This window comes from Asticcacaulis benevestitus DSM 16100 = ATCC BAA-896, assembly GCF_000376105.1.
Classification (GTDB): domain Bacteria; phylum Pseudomonadota; class Alphaproteobacteria; order Caulobacterales; family Caulobacteraceae; genus Asticcacaulis; species Asticcacaulis benevestitus.
The window spans coordinates 1-15839 of record NZ_AQWM01000059.1 but is presented as its reverse complement, the minus strand read 5'-3'; the positions used below and the strand labels follow the sequence as shown (position 1 = coordinate 15839).

At 56.7% G+C, this 15839-nt stretch carries 11 protein-coding genes and 1 pseudogene; 4 read left to right on the top strand and 8 right to left on the bottom strand.

What is annotated here, in order from left to right; genetic code table 11:
• Positions 1-265 (top strand): annotated as a pseudogene (locus B060_RS26895) (hypothetical protein); the annotation flags it as partial.
• Between the two features lie 422 nt (positions 266-687).
• Here the strand turns inward: B060_RS26895 and B060_RS0122490 are convergent.
• The 8 genes from B060_RS0122490 to B060_RS0122455 form a co-directional block, all read right to left on the bottom strand.
• Positions 688-2025 carry a gluconate:H+ symporter gene (locus tag B060_RS0122490; protein WP_018084060.1) on the bottom strand — a complete coding sequence of 446 codons (1338 nt, stop codon included), beginning with the start codon at positions 2023-2025 and terminating at the stop codon, positions 688-690.
• A 3-nt stretch (positions 2026-2028) separates the two neighbouring features.
• Entirely contained in the window at positions 2029-5061 is a 3033-nt protein-coding gene (locus tag B060_RS0122485) for a glycosyl hydrolase family 28-related protein (protein ID WP_018084059.1), read from the bottom strand.
• A gap of 10 nt (positions 5062-5071) precedes the next feature.
• Entirely contained in the window at positions 5072-5587 is a 516-nt protein-coding gene (locus B060_RS0122480; protein WP_051081142.1) for a gluconokinase, read from the bottom strand.
• A 244-nt stretch (positions 5588-5831) separates the two neighbouring features.
• Positions 5832-8756: a TonB-dependent receptor plug domain-containing protein gene (locus tag B060_RS0122475; protein WP_018084057.1), complete on the bottom strand. Its 2925-nt coding sequence runs from the start codon at positions 8754-8756 to the stop codon at positions 5832-5834.
• A 350-nt stretch (positions 8757-9106) separates the two neighbouring features.
• Entirely contained in the window at positions 9107-10144 is a 1038-nt protein-coding gene (gntR, locus tag B060_RS0122470) for an HTH-type transcriptional regulator GntR (protein ID WP_018084056.1), read from the bottom strand.
• Between the two features lie 482 nt (positions 10145-10626).
• Positions 10627-11286, bottom strand: a complete 660-nt coding sequence (locus B060_RS26350) for a hypothetical protein (RefSeq protein WP_155847972.1) — start codon at positions 11284-11286, stop codon at positions 10627-10629.
• A 185-nt stretch (positions 11287-11471) separates the two neighbouring features.
• Positions 11472-12611 carry an SGNH/GDSL hydrolase family protein gene (locus tag B060_RS0122460; RefSeq protein WP_169533924.1) on the bottom strand — a complete coding sequence of 380 codons (1140 nt, stop codon included), beginning with the start codon at positions 12609-12611 and terminating at the stop codon, positions 11472-11474.
• A gap of 553 nt (positions 12612-13164) precedes the next feature.
• Positions 13165-14199, bottom strand: a complete 1035-nt coding sequence (locus tag B060_RS0122455; RefSeq protein ID WP_018084053.1) for an IS110 family RNA-guided transposase — start codon at positions 14197-14199, stop codon at positions 13165-13167.
• Between the two features lie 229 nt (positions 14200-14428).
• Between B060_RS0122455 and B060_RS0122450 the strand changes: the two genes are divergently transcribed.
• The 3 genes from B060_RS0122450 to B060_RS0122440 form a co-directional block, all read left to right on the top strand.
• The gene (locus B060_RS0122450; protein ID WP_026173074.1) at positions 14429-14713 is read left to right on the top strand and encodes a hypothetical protein; all 285 of its coding nucleotides are present in this window, start codon (positions 14429-14431) and stop codon (positions 14711-14713) included.
• A 3-nt stretch (positions 14714-14716) separates the two neighbouring features.
• Positions 14717-15115 (top strand): type II toxin-antitoxin system PemK/MazF family toxin, encoded by a 399-nt coding sequence (locus B060_RS0122445; protein WP_018084051.1) that lies wholly within the window; start codon positions 14717-14719, stop codon positions 15113-15115.
• A 442-nt stretch (positions 15116-15557) separates the two neighbouring features.
• On the top strand, positions 15558-15839 hold a 282-nt coding region (locus tag B060_RS0122440; RefSeq protein WP_018083323.1), incomplete at its 3' end, for an IS3 family transposase.

Sequence of the window (15839 nt, the reverse complement as noted above, 5' to 3'; positions counted from 1 at the left end):
CCTTCGTGTGCTGGACCGCCCAGACATCCCACTACACACAAACGGTTCGGAAAACGACATCCGCTCTATCGTGACAAAGCGCAAAATATCAGGCGGGACCATGAGCGACGCCGGAAAGGCCGCCCGAGATGCCATGCTCGGCCTGATGAAAACCTGCGCAAAGCTCAAGATCTCGTTCTACCGATTCCTTGGCGACCGCTTCACAGTCCAAGACGCTCCATACGTCCAAAAGCTACCAACCCTCGTCAGGCTCGCAGCAACGTAGCTGCACCGGAATGTGCCCCGGTTACCCGCACAAGGCGGCTTTTCTATGTCCGAAATCCACCGCCAGTTACCGCATAGCTACGACTTGAATCAAAAAGACACATACGGAAAAATGTGAATAGCGGCGGACGGAGAAGTCGGCTCGTTTTGGCCCAAAGCATGCGGCCTTTAGCGCAGTCGGGAGCAGAATGCGAAAGGACATTCTGGCCTCCGACACCGGCAAGTTGAACTCGTGTTTCTTCAGGATCATGCTATCTCCTCTTCGTTGCATCGATTGCACTTCATTCTCTGGTCCTGGTCTGGGGGCAGAGCTAACCCTGATGGGACTAGGCCGCCCAAGAAAACCTATGCGGTGAGGTTCGGGGCTGGTGAGGCAGGGACTTCCTGGCAATAGGTGGGCTATGCTCGGGCAGTTGCAGTCAACTAGACAAGGCAACTGAGGATGAGGGTGAATATCAGGCCGAATATGCCGACCAAACCTTCCATCAGGGTCCAGGATCTGAGCGTTGCTTTGACGGACAGTCCAAAATACTCCTTGAACATCCAGAACCCTGAATCATTGACGTGACTGAACATCAGACTGCCGGCGCCAATCGCCAGCACCATCAGGTTTGGATCTACGCCACTGACCTTGACGAGAGGGGCCACCAATCCCGCTGCGGTCAGGCCCGCCACAGTCGCCGAGCCCAAAGACAAGCGAATGACACCGGCGATCAACCAGCCCAGGACGAGCGGTGGCACAGGCAGGCTCTTGAGCAAAAGCCCAAGCTGGTCGTTGACACCGCCATCGACGAAAATCTGCTTCAAGGCGCCGGCGCCGGCGATAATTAACAGGATGGGAGCGATTTCGCGCAAGGCGGTCCCGGACCCGTTCATCAGGTCGCCAAGCAGCATTTGCCGGCCGATACCAAGCGTGACCAGGGCCACCACGACCGACACCAGCATGACGATCATCGGATTGCCAAGAAAAGCGATAAGCTGCTTCGTTTGCGTATCGAGACCGGTGAGGTAGCCAAGCAGGGTGAACGCGGTCAGTAAAATGACCGGAAGGAGGGCTGTCAGGAAGCTGTTTGCCGCAGATGGCAGTCGATCGTCGGCCACCTCTTCAGCCACGAACAGTTTTGGCGGATTGGCCACGATATGCTTTGCGCTCAGGGCAAACACCGGGCCGGCGATCAGGGCCGTCGGGATGCCGACGATCAGTCCGTAGATCAAGGTGAGGCCCATATTGGCGCCGAACATCGGCACGATGGCGGCGGGCGAGGGATGCGGCGGCAGGAAGCCGTGAGCGATCGACAGGCCCGCCATCACCGGAAGGGCCAGGTAGACAAGTGGTTTGTCCGACTGACGCGCTACCGAAAAGATAAGCGGCACCAGCAAGACAAAACCGACGTTGTAGAACAGGGGAATACCAACGATAAACCCGGTGAGACAGAGTGCCAGGGTGATACGCTTGTTGCCGAAAGCGTCGATCAAAACGGTCGAAATCTTCTTCGCCGCACCGCTATCGGCGACGATCTTGCCGAAGATCGCACCGAAGGCCAGCAGGACCGCCAAGGAGCCCACCATGTCGCCGATACCCTTTTCGATCGAATGCGTCACCTTGTCGAGAGGCATGTTAAGCAACAGGGCGGCAAGGATCGACGTCACCACAAAGGCCAGCAGCGGCTGGACCTTGGCCCAGGCGATCATGGCGATCAGGGACAGGACGGCGATGAGCACAACGATCAGCGTGGTGGTTTCCGCAGACAAGGCCAGCACGGATCAAAAGCCCTTGACGTTAAGACTGTAGAGGCTGTGGTGCGTCAGGATGAACAGGGTCTGATAGTCGGCGCCGCCGAAGATCAACTGCAGCGGCCGTTCCGGTGTATCGATCCGGCCAAGGGGTTTGCCATCGGCGTCATAGACGAAGATCTGTCCATTGGCTACGAACAGCCGCCCCTTGGCGTCGACAGCGACGCTTTCGCCGCCGCGGTCGGTGAGCGGCTTAAGATGGGTAAGGCTTCCACCAGCGCCCACTTTTCCGCTGTAGATGCGACCTTCGGAGCTGTTGCTGATTGTTACCCGATCGCCGAGCTTGCCCGTGACAAAGCCATAGGTGTCCAGCGTGTCGGAGAAGCGCCAGCCCTGGAAGTTGGTCGGGCCCTGCTTGTAGACGCGGAAGGCCGGCAAAACCAGGCTTCCATCGGGGGAGACATATTCTTGTGTCTTGGTGATGGCGACGTCTCGCGCGAACATCTCCGCCAGCGTGGCGAAGGCGTAGGTTTCGGGGTTCAGTTGATCGCGGAATTCGCCATTGTTCCAGATATTACCGGGCAGGGCGGTGATGGCCTCAGGATGAGGTGCCACGGGTGTCGGCAAAAGGCGCGTGATCTCGGCTGTTGGCGTCCACGGGTCAAGGCTGTAGACCGAGGCGTCCGGCCCGTCCGAGGACAGGACCATCAGATGGCCCGATGCGTCGACGGCGAGGTTTACCGGATCAAGGGCTGCGTCACTGACGACCTCCAAGGCACGGGCATGCGACCAGCGATAGATGCGGTGAAAATGATGGTCGACGAAGTAGAGATTACCCTTGTCGTCGATGGCGCCGCCGGCAATCGAATAGAAGCCATCTGCGACCTTCTCAATCTTGGCGTCTGTCAGACCCGTCGGCAAAGGCGTTGGCGACGGCTGCAATGGCGTGGCGGAGATATCGAGCATGGCGAACTGGCGCTCACGGACTTCAAGCTTATGCGTCATGTCCGTAATGGCGTTTTCAAACGGGAACTTGCTGGCGCGCAAATAGGTGCCACAGCCATTGTCATCGCAAGTGGCGTATCCGCTTTCGGCATTGGTCGACATGTTGCGGAAGCGTATATTGTCCACGTTGAAGAGCTTGACGGCGGTGGGTGCGGGTTTGAGGCTGCGGGTCACGCGATAAGCATGATAATTGGCGAAGAGAATGTTCTTCGAATTGCGTACCTCAAGCGACATCGATTCCAGACCGTCGATGACCTCTTGTTCGGTCTGCGGTGCCAGAAATTCCCAGTTTTCCACGCCGTCGAGCACGATCTCATGGCGATTGTGGTGCTCGGCAGAAAGCTCATAGACATGGCCGGGCGTCGCGGTATTGCTGACATAGAAGCCTGCATCCGACATGGTATTGGGCGTCCAGTTGGCGACGAAAGTGCCACCTCCGCCGTCGGTGACCCAGATGCCGGGATGCTGACCGTCCATTCGGAACTTCGGATCTGAGAAATCGACGCGCTTGCCGTTGGGCAGAACCGTGCCATGCCCGCCATGGATGCGGACATCTTCGACCAGAGAGCCTTCGCCGGCCTTCCACAACAGGGCCGTGGCGCGCGGATTGACACCGCCCGTGAAGAGGCCAATGCCGGTGATGATGGCGTTACCGCCCTTGGCGCTTTCAACCAACGCCTTGGCGTTTCCCACGCCCTGATAGGCGGCTGTGTTCTCGGCAAGCGTTATCTGTGTCGCACTGGGGTGCAGGGCGATAAGGACCGTGTCAGGGCGCAGGCGCAGCGTGTCGCTGACTAGGTAATGCCCAATCGGCAGATAGACAACGCGGTGTGTGTCGATGGTCTTTTGCAGGGCGGCCGTGTCATCGGCCACGCCGTCACCGACCACACCTTGCGTTCGGACATTCACCCATTGGTTCACCGCCGGCAGAGTCGGCAGAACAGGCCCGGTCCACTGCGGCAATTGCGCCAGCGACTCGGCCTGGAAGTTGGTGGCGAATTGCCCTATCTCGCCCAGGTTATTGATTTTCAAACCGTAATTGAAGGCGCTGACGCGATAGTTCGCGCCTGGGCCCTTGACGGTCTTTCCCGAATCCCGGAAGCGCGCGAAAACAGGCACGTCTTTGGCCAGTGCATTCTCGAATCCGATCTGGGTAAAGGGGCTGTTCTCATTACTGATGACCACAGCGGCCCTGGAAATGCGCTCGAAACGCACATCCTTGCCCCAGAGACTGTCACTGTAACCTCGATCGATGTCGACGCCTGTCGGGGTGTCGCTGATCCTGACGTTGACGAGGGTGAGGTCGAGCTCGTGCTCGCGGATGGCAGCTTCACGCTGACCCTCAAAGCTCGAGTCAATCAGGGTGAATTGCCACGCCGGCGATGTTTTTTCGGAAACGATACCGTATCGGCCACCGTAAAAATGCAGGTCTTCGGCCACATTGCCGGCCTGATAGATGCCGGCAAACCCCGATCCTATGTGAAAGTCTATGTGGCTCAGATAGCCATGCTGGGCGACTCGAAACCGCACCGCGGCGGCTCCCGGATTGCCCTTGCCGATGTCAAAGTCGATATTCGATAGCGCCGAGTAAAACGTGCCGGAATTGGCATCACGAACATCGGGGTTGCCCGGCATGGAGGACGGCACCGGCACGGGCACGGGACCTGACGCATATTGATCGGCCCCGGTGAAGGTCACCATGGTTTCCACACCCTTGGCAAATCCGGGCGTTCGGTCGGCCAAGACAAGTGTGGGCCGCTTCGCCCCCACACCAAACAGGCGCACGGCCGGTGGAACCAGCAAGGTGCGCGTGACGCGGTAGCGCCCGGCGGGCAACCAGACAATGCTGCCGGCCGCTGATTTCGCTGCCGTATCGATCGCGGCCTGGATGGCGGCCGTATCGTCGGCCTTGCCGTCTCCGACTGCCTTGACAGTTATGGCCAGGGGATCGTCGGGTGCGGTTTGGAACACAGACACACCCGTCTCGGCCCATGTCGGACACGTAGCGAACGTTAGAACCGCAAACAATGCGGCGAATATCCAGGTTTTGCGCGTCATCAGGATAACCTCAATTCGAAAGGAATGTGTCGGGTTGGATGTCGGCCAGGGTGGAAAGATAACCCATGACAAGGTTGACGGATTGGGCCGTAGAGGGAGTGCCATTCAGCGTGAGCACCCGTTCATCGGGCCGTGGCAATTCGAGTGTCGCCACCTGGCTGTCCAGCAAACTCGGCGGCATGTAATGGTTTGAACGCACGCGCAGGCGGGCCCGAACGATCTCGACCGACAGGTTCGGGAAGACGAAGAGTAGCGGCTGACGCGACCGCGATCTTAAATAGTCACGGTAGGCGTATTTAAGGGCCGAGCAGGAAACGATACATCCATCGGTTTCGCGTGCGGTTCCCAGCACATCGGCGACGCGCTCCAGCCAAGGCCAGCGGTCTTCATCCGTCAAGGCGATGCCTGCGGACATTTTGGTGATATTTGCAACTGGGTGCAAGTTATCGCCTTCGATGAAACGGTAGCCGGTCGCCTCGGCAAGCGCATAGCCTAATGTGGACTTGCCACATCCGCTGATGCCCATGATGACGATCGCGTTCGCCGGGAGTATCAATGCAAACCTCGAAAAGCCTGTCAGTCTGGAAAGGAAACATGCTTTCAGGCGCCCTAGGGAGCAGACTTAAACCTGAAGGCATGGGGCTCGGATATGGCCGCGCTAACGCTTGCGAGGCCACCGCGCCAAGTGAAGGAACAATGAAAGCGGCTTGACCCACTGACGCCGCAGGACATCCGCCGCTTGGTGCGGCGGATGTCTTAAAGGTGCGGTTTTAGAAGTTGAACCTTAGACCGGCATGGTAGAAGCGGCCAAGGGTGTCGTAGAGGGCAGGGTTTACGTCGAGGCCCGTATTGGTCTGGGGCGAGGCCTCCGGATCGACGTTGAACAGGTTGTCGATCTTGAAATAGGCCACAACATTCTTGTTGATGTTATAGGAACCCGCGAAATCGACGTAGGTTGCGCCCTTCATTGTGTTGTTATTAAGCGTCGGGTTGTTGGACGTGGACGCCGGGCAACCCGAACTACAGACGACATACTGGTTGCCGATCACGCCGTCGCTGAACCAGCGTTCTTGCAGGGTCAGGCTGTAGGTGGGGGTCGAGTAGGTCTGAACGAACAACGCTTTCCAGTCTGGAGTAGCACCAGAATTCTGCCCTGCCGTTTCCGAAGCGATCGTACCCGGCAGACCTGGGACCGTCGTGAAGTTACTCACATTGGTCGCCAGAGCGCGCAGGACCAGATTGCCTTGCAGGCCCAGCGGACGCGGCGCCTGATAGCTCACTTCATAATCGACACCGCTTGTCTTGATCGATGCAGCATTGATGCTGCCGACATTGACATACGGGTTGGCGCCCGTCAGGTCGAAGGCACTACAGGCCGCCGGCACGGAACCGTCAAAGCAGTATTGCACAAGCTGTGTGGCATTGGGGCCCGATGCGATCGCGTCTTCCAGCTTGATGTCGTAATAGTCGATCGATGCACTGAAGCCCGGCAGCCAGTCCGGATTTGACAGGACGGCCCCGAAGGTGAAGTTCTGTGCAATTTCCGGCTTGAGGCCGGGGTTCGAGCCGGCATTCTGCGAGACGGTGAGTGTGCTGTTGGTGAACGGGTTGGTGAAGTTCGGCAGATTTGTCGAGGTGGTCGGCCCGAACAAATCGTTGAGGTTCGGCGCGCGGACGTCCTGCGATCTCACAGTACGGAAGCGCAAACCACTGAGTGGCGTATCCCAGGTGAAGCCGACTTTCCAGGCCTCGGCGTTACCCGCCGTACTGTATTTTTCGGCGCGCCCGGCGACGTTCATGTTGAGCTGGCCGGTCGTGTCGGAATTGAGCAGGGGCACGTTGAATTCCAGGAAGGCTTCAATGACATTAAAACTGCCCGTGCCGTTGCGATAGTTGCCCGCATAGAAATTGCCGCCACCGGTGCTCAGCAGCGGATCGGGTGGATAATCCGCGTTATAGGGCGTGGTCGTGCCGTTGCCGTAGGGATCGGCCTTGGCCTGGTACCATTCGCGGCGGTATTCCGCACCGGTCGCCACCGAAACAGGACCGGCCCACAGCGAGAAGGGCTCACCCGACACACTGACGGCGGCGACATCCTGCGTCTGGATCGTGTGCTGATAGGCGCCCACGGCAGGCTGAAGATAGGCGATGGCCGACGCGCTAGGCGTCTGGTTGCCTATCACATTGATTGGCTGACACCCATTGGCACGCGCGACCGGATCGGCGCAGACGATGGCCCCGTTCAGGGTCGTGGCATTGATTGCCGCCGTGAAGCGGGATTTGAGCAGGAGGTTGTGAACATAGATATCCGAATTTTGCTTGCCGTGCTCGTAATAGGCGTCGTAATTCCAGTTGCGTCCAAATAGCTCGAACTTACCGTTGGCGCCGACGACGAAACGCTCCTGCTTGCGTTCGGTGTTGACGCGGATACTCGGCAGGAAGGGTGTGACAGTGCCCATCTTGAAGCTGGTAATGGCATTGGCGGCACACTGATCGGAGATGGCGTCCGGCACATACGGATTTGAGCATTGTATTGTCAGGCCTGGCTCCGTGAAACCCGGGTTCGGCTGGTTGTGCGTGTCGACCTTGGCCAGATTGATGGTAAAGTAAACCTCGTTATCTTCATTCAAATCGAATGAGGTACGGTTATAGAAGTTGGAGCGCGTGATCGCCGATTGAAGCGTCGCGCCGATGCCGATATTGCCAGACGTGTCGCCGCCGACGCAGAAGCCGACATAGCAGCCGGCGACGTTGCCGGCTGCATTCTTTTGCGGCACGCCGTTTGAGCCGTAGACAAAATTGTAGGGATTGCCGTTTTGGTCAAAGGCGATGCCCTGCAACGGTCCAGATGTAATCAGGCCGTACTTGGAATAGGTGATGGATTGCGCGTGATCTACGTTCACAAACTGCGGCGATCCATTATTGGCGATGCCGGTGTTGACGAGCGTTGAGCTGCGATACCAGTCACGGCCATTGGCAGCTTTTTCGCCGAAGTCGCCGGCCTTGATGCCGTCCTCATGATGGTACTCGACGGCAAACGCGGTATGCAGCCGGCCCCCCAGGAACGATTTTCCGAAAGCCATTTGGACAAGGCTCTGCTTGTCGTCGCCATAGGTCGTCTCGCCGACTTCGACATTGGCTTTGAAGCCTTCGAATTTTTTGTCAGTGACGAAATTGACCACGCCGCCTACGGCATCGGAACCCCAGGATGCGGAAGCACCGCCATTGACGACGTCAACGCGCTTGAGCAGCAGTTGTGGGAACAGGCTGACGTCAGGAGCGCCGGTGCCGATATTGGAGGGCACGACGCGTTGGCCATCGAGCAGGGTAAGGGTGCGGCTCACGCCTAAGCCACGCAAGGCAAAGGAACTGAGGCCCTGTTGACCGCTGGAGGTGCTGAAGGTGTTGGTGGCGACACCGCTCGATCCTTGGAGCGACGGCAGTTGCGTTATTGTCGTAAAGACGTTCGGCTGCGCCATATTGGCGATGTCGGTCATGGTGACCGAGGTCGTTGGCGTCGGCGCTTTGAAGCCGCGCGTCGTGATGCGCGACGCCGTCACGACGACGACGGTCGAATCATCCGAGGGTTCGACCTGTTGTGCCGCGGGTTCGGCCGCCAGGACTGTGCCGGCCAGGGCGCAAAAGGCCAGCAGAGAGCCAGATGCCGTTAGAAGGTTTCTCTTGGTGGTTCGCATGTTTCTTTCCCATCCTGTCTTGCTCGCCGTCTTGTATGACAGCGCTAACATTGCCATGCGGCCAATTACTGCGCATTGTTGCGCCGAAATAGGCCTTTGCCATCAGAAAGTTGTTGCCTTCGATGACAGCGCTAACATTGTTGTTTTGTGAAAACACCTGACTGTTGAAAGACAGGTGTGTGTGGCGTTTTCCTGTGTGGTTTTTTATTGCGTTGTAGCGTTATCATAAGATAACGCCGTCATGCGACGCCGAATATGCGTCAATTTTCGTCGGAGTCAAACAGCAATTTTTCACAAAATGTCTAAGCGGACATCTGTGCTGCGAAATTGTCACATATAAAAAGTGGCTTTTACGTACTCTCGCGGCGTTTCAGATCAAATCCTAGATCTATGCTGGAATGGCTGACTTTTTGATGCTCGATAAGCGCCAAAAGCATGTTGGCGCCTTGCGTGCCGATATCGAAACGGGGTGTGGCGACCGTTGTTAAAGACGGGACTGTAGAGGCCGAGGCGGAAAGATCGTTGAAGCCGGCGACCGCAAGTTGCGACGGTACGGCAATCTTGCGGCGGGCACACTCAAACAGCCCGCCTTGCGCCAGGTCGTCATTGCAGAAAAAGACTGCGTCAGTGTCGGGCGCCTGCTGCAGAAGACGCTCAAGTAACCGACCGCCAAGGGCGATGGAAGATGGGTCAGGGACCATGACCTCACGCTTGGGATCATACAGACCCGCTTCGACCAAGGTGTCACGATAGCCGCGACCGCGCGCAAGGGTACGAGAATCAAGCTGTGAAGCGATAAAAGCTATACGTTTATAGCCTTTTGCGAGCAGGTGTTCCGTCATCGCCTTACCCGCCGCTTCCTGCGAAAATCCAACGCAATGGATGTTTGGCTGATCCGACAATTCCATGAGATGGACGACCGGCTTGCCAGCCCGTTCCAGCAAGCGCCGTGTTGAATCGCGGTAATTGAGGCTCGGAAGTATGATTCCGTCAGGGTCAAAAGCCAGATAGGCCCGGACAAGGGCGGCTTCTTCCTCCGAGGAATAATGGCTCACACCTAAGAGCATCTGGTAGCCCCGCGGGCGCAGAACCTTCTCGATGCCGTTCAAAATATCGACAAACACGGCGTTGCCCAATGAGGGAATAATGACAGCGATATTCATCGACCGCGCCGACGCCAGGGCGCTGGCCGCGCGGTTGCGAACATAGCCAAGATCGTCGGCTACCTTGACGATGCGTTCACGCAACTCATCCGCGACCTTGCCGGGATGACGAAAGGCCCGCGATACCGTTATGCTCGATATGCCAAGTTTGACCGCGATATCATCGAGTGTGGCGCGCCCTGTGCTTGATGCGCGTGCGCGACCCTTGGGTTTGCTATCAATCACAGGGTTTAATATCCACAAACCACTCCCAAGGTCTGGATGCCGGAACGACCTTTTTATATATAATAGCCTGACATCAACATTATGAAGCGTCAATCGAAATGACAGCGCTATCATTCTTGCGGCCGTAAATTTGTACCGCATTTATTCAAAATTGTGCGTCGTCAGAAGTCCTAACTGCTTTGGTAAGGAGGAAAAAGCAAAACGGCGACCTATATCAATATCAGGGTAGTGCAAGTCTCCGGTCAAGTCTCCATCTGCCATCTTAGAGGCAAGTGGGCGCTAGGTCACCGATGCGATCGTCATAACGTCCCGAGTCATGCAAGTTCCACCAGACCTATTTGAGATAGGTCTTCAGACATGACGTTTTCTCAGCCGGCCTTCCCACCGCAACTCGCTTCTCCATAACTTCAGGATAGCACGGGTGTTGGTTATGTCCGGTTTCAGGCCGGTTGGAAATCAAGGCCAAACTTCCGCATTGGGCGCTAGAGCGACGTGCTCTTTCCGGACGGAGTGCCTGACTCCATAGCCTTAAAGCGCTCTGAAATATCGTGCCCTACGTATCCCTCTCGCCAAAGATGGTGAACCTGTCCGTGAGGGCCTGTATAATCATGCCAACGGTAATAAACGTTCCAATAGCTGGTAATACGTTGTTTAACCTTGGCAAAATAGGCGGGGTTATCGCGAAGGAACGAACCATAAAGGCTCGAGTTCAGCTGATCGAGATTTTGTCCGATAACAACCAAAATTTCGAAGACGTATTCTGACGCCAGTTGGACGACATAAGGAACCACCCATGGCTCGTCGACGGCAATAATACGTTTAAGCGCCGCCTCGCGTACGAAGCCATTGTGGTGGCGTGTCAAAAGGCAAAAGAAGACCTGCTCTTGCAGTGAAGTTAACTTACCATTGTCAGCGATCGCCTCGAACGCCTGGAAGGGGCCGGCATCATAATAAGCATGGTCCTGATAGACCTTGTCATGAAGTCTTCCTGGCAGCCATACGTCGTCGCTGCAAACACGGATAATTTGACGCTCATTTTTCGGCTCGTAGTACCTGTCGCTTATGGCAGGCGTGAGAGCCGCCACGGCCAACCGGGCTGTGTCGCGTAAGGCGGTGGGAAAAGCTTCTGTCAAATCGACCATAAAACTCATTGTAGATGACAAGGTTCTGTTGGCAAATTAGCTTCGTTGGACGGAGTAGTAAGCTTCCAGCATAATCAAGCCCATGTCCGCTTCGAGATTTTCAGATCATGTGCCGAGGGTCCGCATTGGGCGCGCGGGAGACTTGGGGCGAAAATGGTCCTTAAGAGACACTGGGTCTCTTGCGTCTACCGCCCATCCCATAATTCGGGATGAGCGTCGATATAGGCGTCCATGGCTTCAGCCATGCGTTTGTGGTCGGCTAGGCCTCCATGATAGTCGCAGGCCGTGCCCTCGATCGTTTTTGCATCGATTGGGATGAACCCGGTTCGGACGATACCTATCTGCGTTGCGGCTTTGCGCCAGGCTTTTTCCCGTGCCGCGACCCTCTCAACCTGTTTCGGATCGCTTAACTTAGTAGTGTCGGCTGTCCAGACGACAAAAGCAGCCGACGGATATTTCCGGTGCACCATGGTAGCAAAAGCCACATAAGCCTTCTCATAATCCGACCCCAGCGCCTTTTGCGTCGCCCACTTTTCTCCAGGTTTGACCGGCGTTGCAAAATCGGCGTCCAGCTTGAGCATGACGATCTGCGGCTGCCACGTCTTGTCCTCATCGGGCACCGACTTGTCGAACAGTACGAAGGGATAGACCTTCGGCATGGTCAAGTCAGGCTCGGCGCCGCCATAATTCCGCACCACGCCGCGGCCCGACCAGGCATTGATCCGGTAGTCAGCGTTGAAATGCTTCGCCGCCAGCACCGCATAGCTCTGTTGCGTATCGGTTCGCGCGCGGACCTCTTCGCTGGTGCAGGTGCGAGTGTCGGACCGGTCGCCATATCCAGTCATTGAGGAATCACCGATGAACTCGATCTGGCGAGACCGCGCTGGCGCCGTAAGTGGCTTCTCGCCAGCCGGGATGTAGAATCCGTCGAAGGCCGCGGCATGGACAATGCTTTCTGTCACCTTTTCCAGCCGGACGGCGTGCGGTCCGTCACCCAGGCCATCGACCTCAAATCGCGCTTCGCCAGGCTGGTTGATCGTGACAGGACCGAGATCGTCGATCAGCAGGCGATATTCATTATAGGGATCGCTGAAGGCCAGATAGATTTGGGGGCCTTCGAAGCGGCTTTCAAAGTAGACGCCGGGCCATTGGTGCTCGTAAGCGGCACCGCCGCCCGGCGTGGGATGGACCACAACCCGCCCACCGACATGGACGTCCAATACCTGGCGGTCGGCGGGAACCGCCGGCACAGGGGTCACCGTCTGGGCAAACGCAGGCATCGCGATCGATATCAACAGCCATCCCGCTAACGAAACTCTGCGCATAATTACCCCCCCCCGTCCGGCCGGCAAACTGCGCAATCGTGTCGACGATATGCTTATCGTTCTCGATTGTTGCCATGTCTGAACCCGCACTTGTGTGGGAGACTATAAGGCACAAACTTTGGGTTGAATCTACTCGATAAAGTTTGGTCGCCCCTCAACACCAATTGTGATGAAAGAAAACGGGGTCAGCCCCACGTTCGGCTGATCCTTTCCGCACTGGACCATGAGCGGCGGAGGGCTGAATACCGCTTCTGGGATTTTTCGGCATTTGCCGAATGACCGCTTCTCTAATTGGGCTCACAGGTCAAGCTTCAAATGTGTTGGTCAACAAACTGACCGGTAGGGATCTGTCTCACGCGGGTCACGCTTCTCTTCGCAGTCTGTGTGGTTCGTTTCGCTTATGAACCGCTGCAAGCATGTGTCGGATCGGTCATGGAGGGCCTTGCTTTGGGACGCGCTTGAAAGCGCAGGAGACATATACGGCTTCATCCACGAGCCTCGTCCGAGTGAGGGACGATCCCTTTGGGTCAGTGTAGAGATTGGCTTAATCAGATCATGCCTTTACCTCCACCTTGTCCCAACGGAACTCAGTGCCATCGACCCACATCCTGTGAAGGACGACGGCGAGTTTTCGGGCGACCGCCACAATCGCTTTGCGCCGCCCCTTTGTCTTCATCAGCCGCGTTCCCCAGGCTTTCAGTTGGGTCCATTTCATGCTGCGCATCAGCAGCGCATTGGCCCCTGAATACAAGGCGGATCGCACATCCGCGTCACCGGCTCTGGATATTCGGCCGGTGTTGTCGATCTCGCCCGACTGAAACCTGCGCGGGGTCAGACCAAAGTGCGCTCCAACATTGCGGGAGCTGGAGAACCGAGCCGGATCGTCAACCGCGGCTTTGAAGGTCAGCGCAAGGATAGGGCCAACGCCGGGTACGGTCATAAACCGACGACAGACCTCATCACCCACGCAGGCACGCTTCACCCTTCGGTCGAGCTCAAGATAGGTCTTGAATAAAACCTGCCGCGCATCGAGCAAAGGCATCAATGCGTGGGTCAGGTCTTCATCAGCTTCGATGATCTCTCGGACGATAGCGTCGAAGCTGCCGTGGCTCGTTCGTGGCGGCAAGCGGACGCCAAAGACCTTCAGCAGGCCCCGGACCTCATTCGCCAGGTCGATGCATTTGTTCAGCACCGCCTTTCGGCTGCTGAGCAACGCCCGTTGTACGTGGGCCTGGTGGCTCTTCATATGAACGCTGTTGAACCAACCCGAGCGAAGCAGCTGGGCAATACCACGCGCATCGTTCTTGTCGGTCTTGTTGCGCATGGCGGACAGGGCAGCCATCACCTGACGCGCCTCCATGCATACAACCTCAAACCCGCACGCCTGAAGGCCAAAGAACAGATGCTGACTCATAGCGCCGGCTTCGAAGCCAACGCGTTCAAGAGGGTGTGGAAACTCTCGAAGGCATTTAGAAATCGCCTCCACGTCGCACGCCAGGGAACGGTCAAAAGCAATCTTGCCCTGATCGTCAACGATACACAAAGCCACCGTACGCAAAGCCACATCTAATCCAGCATAGTAGGTCATCGTCGTTTCCTTTCATCGCAGAACCTGACTGCGAGACTAAAGGAAGTTGGCCTGTTGAAAAGACCGCCCAATTACGCATGCTCTGGGCGCCAAGCTGCCCGTTATGATCGGGGTCGCCTTGACCCTTCGGTCAATATGATATACAAAACATATCATAAAAGCTTTGATCCTTGGGTAGGGGAAGCAAAACCCCTAGCCATCCCGCGAATGTAACTACATGGAGGCCGACATGGCGAGTGCCGCCGAGAAGTCCACGGGTTCCTTTTTGGTTCGACTGAGGAAGCAGGACACACCCACTGGTGTCACGCCAACCACGATCGAACTTCTTTCGGAACAGACTGGATTAACAAAAACAGAGATTGTCCATCTCGCGCTGAGGCAATTCGCTGATCGTTATTTGCCTCGATACGAACTTGATGACGGTCCTCTGACAGATGCTCAGCTGAAGGCCATTCGTGCCGCGAGCCCCGGGTCGCAAATACCAGAGGAGCACTTCACCGAAAGGCTATTCTAATCTATGGCCAAGTATTTCGATCCTCTGCCGGCGCCAGGAGATATTGTCTGGTGCCTTTTCCCCGAATCGGTTGGGCAGCCAGGACCCAAGCCTCGTCCAGCACTTGTGCTTGCCGTGGCGCGAGAATTCAAAGCGATCTCGATTGCGTACGGCACAAGCCAAAAGACCGACCGCATTTATCCCACGGAATTCTTGATCGGTTCCTCTGACCCTAATTTTGCGCTTACCGGCTTGAGTGTTTCCACTAAATTCGACATGGCTCGCCAAGTGCAGATTCCGTTTAACTCTGACTGGGTCGCAAAGGCGCCTGGCGCCGCTCTCAATTCACCGCTACCGAAACTCGGCGTATTGCCGGCCAACTTGGTCAAAGCGGCCAAGGAGGCTGCGGCTAAGCGCAAATAGTTTTACAGCGCCAATCATGAGAGCATTTACCTCCGAAACACCGGTTCGGCTGATACGCGTCTTTTTCGGCGTCCGCTTTTGAGCGGCGTAATTAATGGCAGCAATAAAGGGGGGCGTGCTTCCGGTTTGGGCGCGAAGGAGACTACCTCAGCCTTCCGTGACTTCGAGAGGTAAACCTTTGAGCACTCGTTCCACCGTATCGGCTATGTTATTGCCGCCATTAAGGGGCGGTATCTGATCCAACCGCACCTCAAGCTAGTCTTTGTTTTTAGACAAAAGGGTATCGCAAGTGATGAAGGTTATGCAAACTCGACATTTCGGGTCCGATGAGAGCACGCTCAGGACTTCCGTTCCCCCGTTGTCGTGAGGTGGTCCCCGAAAACTGGACAGCTGGCTTAGATATAATCTTGCCCCTATAGTGGCCACCGGCCAAGGGGTTTAAATGAAGTATATCCGCAAGAAACACAGTCCTGAGTTTAAGGCGAAGGTGGCGATGGCTGCCCTTCGTGAGGAAGGCACGGTGTCTGAACTGGCCAGTAAGTACGGCGTCCACCCGAGCCAGATCAATACCTGGAAGAAGGCAGCCCAGGACGGCATGGCTGCCCTGTTTGAGGGCGACAAGAAGGCTGCAAAAAGCGAGGCGGCCGATAAAACCAAGCTCGACGAGCTCCATGCCAAGATCGGACGGTTGACGATAGAAAACGATTTTTTTCGCGAGAGATCG

Bases quoted from the DNA above. Each gene is read 5' to 3' on its own strand.
- B060_RS0122445 (WP_018084051.1), top strand. From the start codon at position 14,717: ATGGCCAAGTATTTCGATCCTCTGCCGGCGCCAGGAGATATTGTCTGG.
- B060_RS0122455 (WP_018084053.1), bottom strand. From the start codon at position 14,199: ATGACCTACTATGCTGGATTAGATGTGGCTTTGCGTACGGTGGCTTTG.
- B060_RS0122485 (WP_018084059.1), bottom strand. From the start codon at position 5,061: ATGACGCGCAAAACCTGGATATTCGCCGCATTGTTTGCGGTTCTAACG.
- B060_RS0122480 (WP_051081142.1), bottom strand. From the start codon at position 5,587: ATGGGCATCAGCGGATGTGGCAAGTCCACATTAGGCTATGCGCTTGCC.
- B060_RS0122460 (WP_169533924.1), bottom strand. From the start codon at position 12,611: ATGCGCAGAGTTTCGTTAGCGGGATGGCTGTTGATATCGATCGCGATG.
- B060_RS0122450 (WP_026173074.1), top strand. From the start codon at position 14,429: ATGGCGAGTGCCGCCGAGAAGTCCACGGGTTCCTTTTTGGTTCGACTG.
- B060_RS26350 (WP_155847972.1), bottom strand. From the start codon at position 11,286: ATGGTCGATTTGACAGAAGCTTTTCCCACCGCCTTACGCGACACAGCC.
- B060_RS0122475 (WP_018084057.1), bottom strand. From the start codon at position 8,756: ATGCGAACCACCAAGAGAAACCTTCTAACGGCATCTGGCTCTCTGCTG.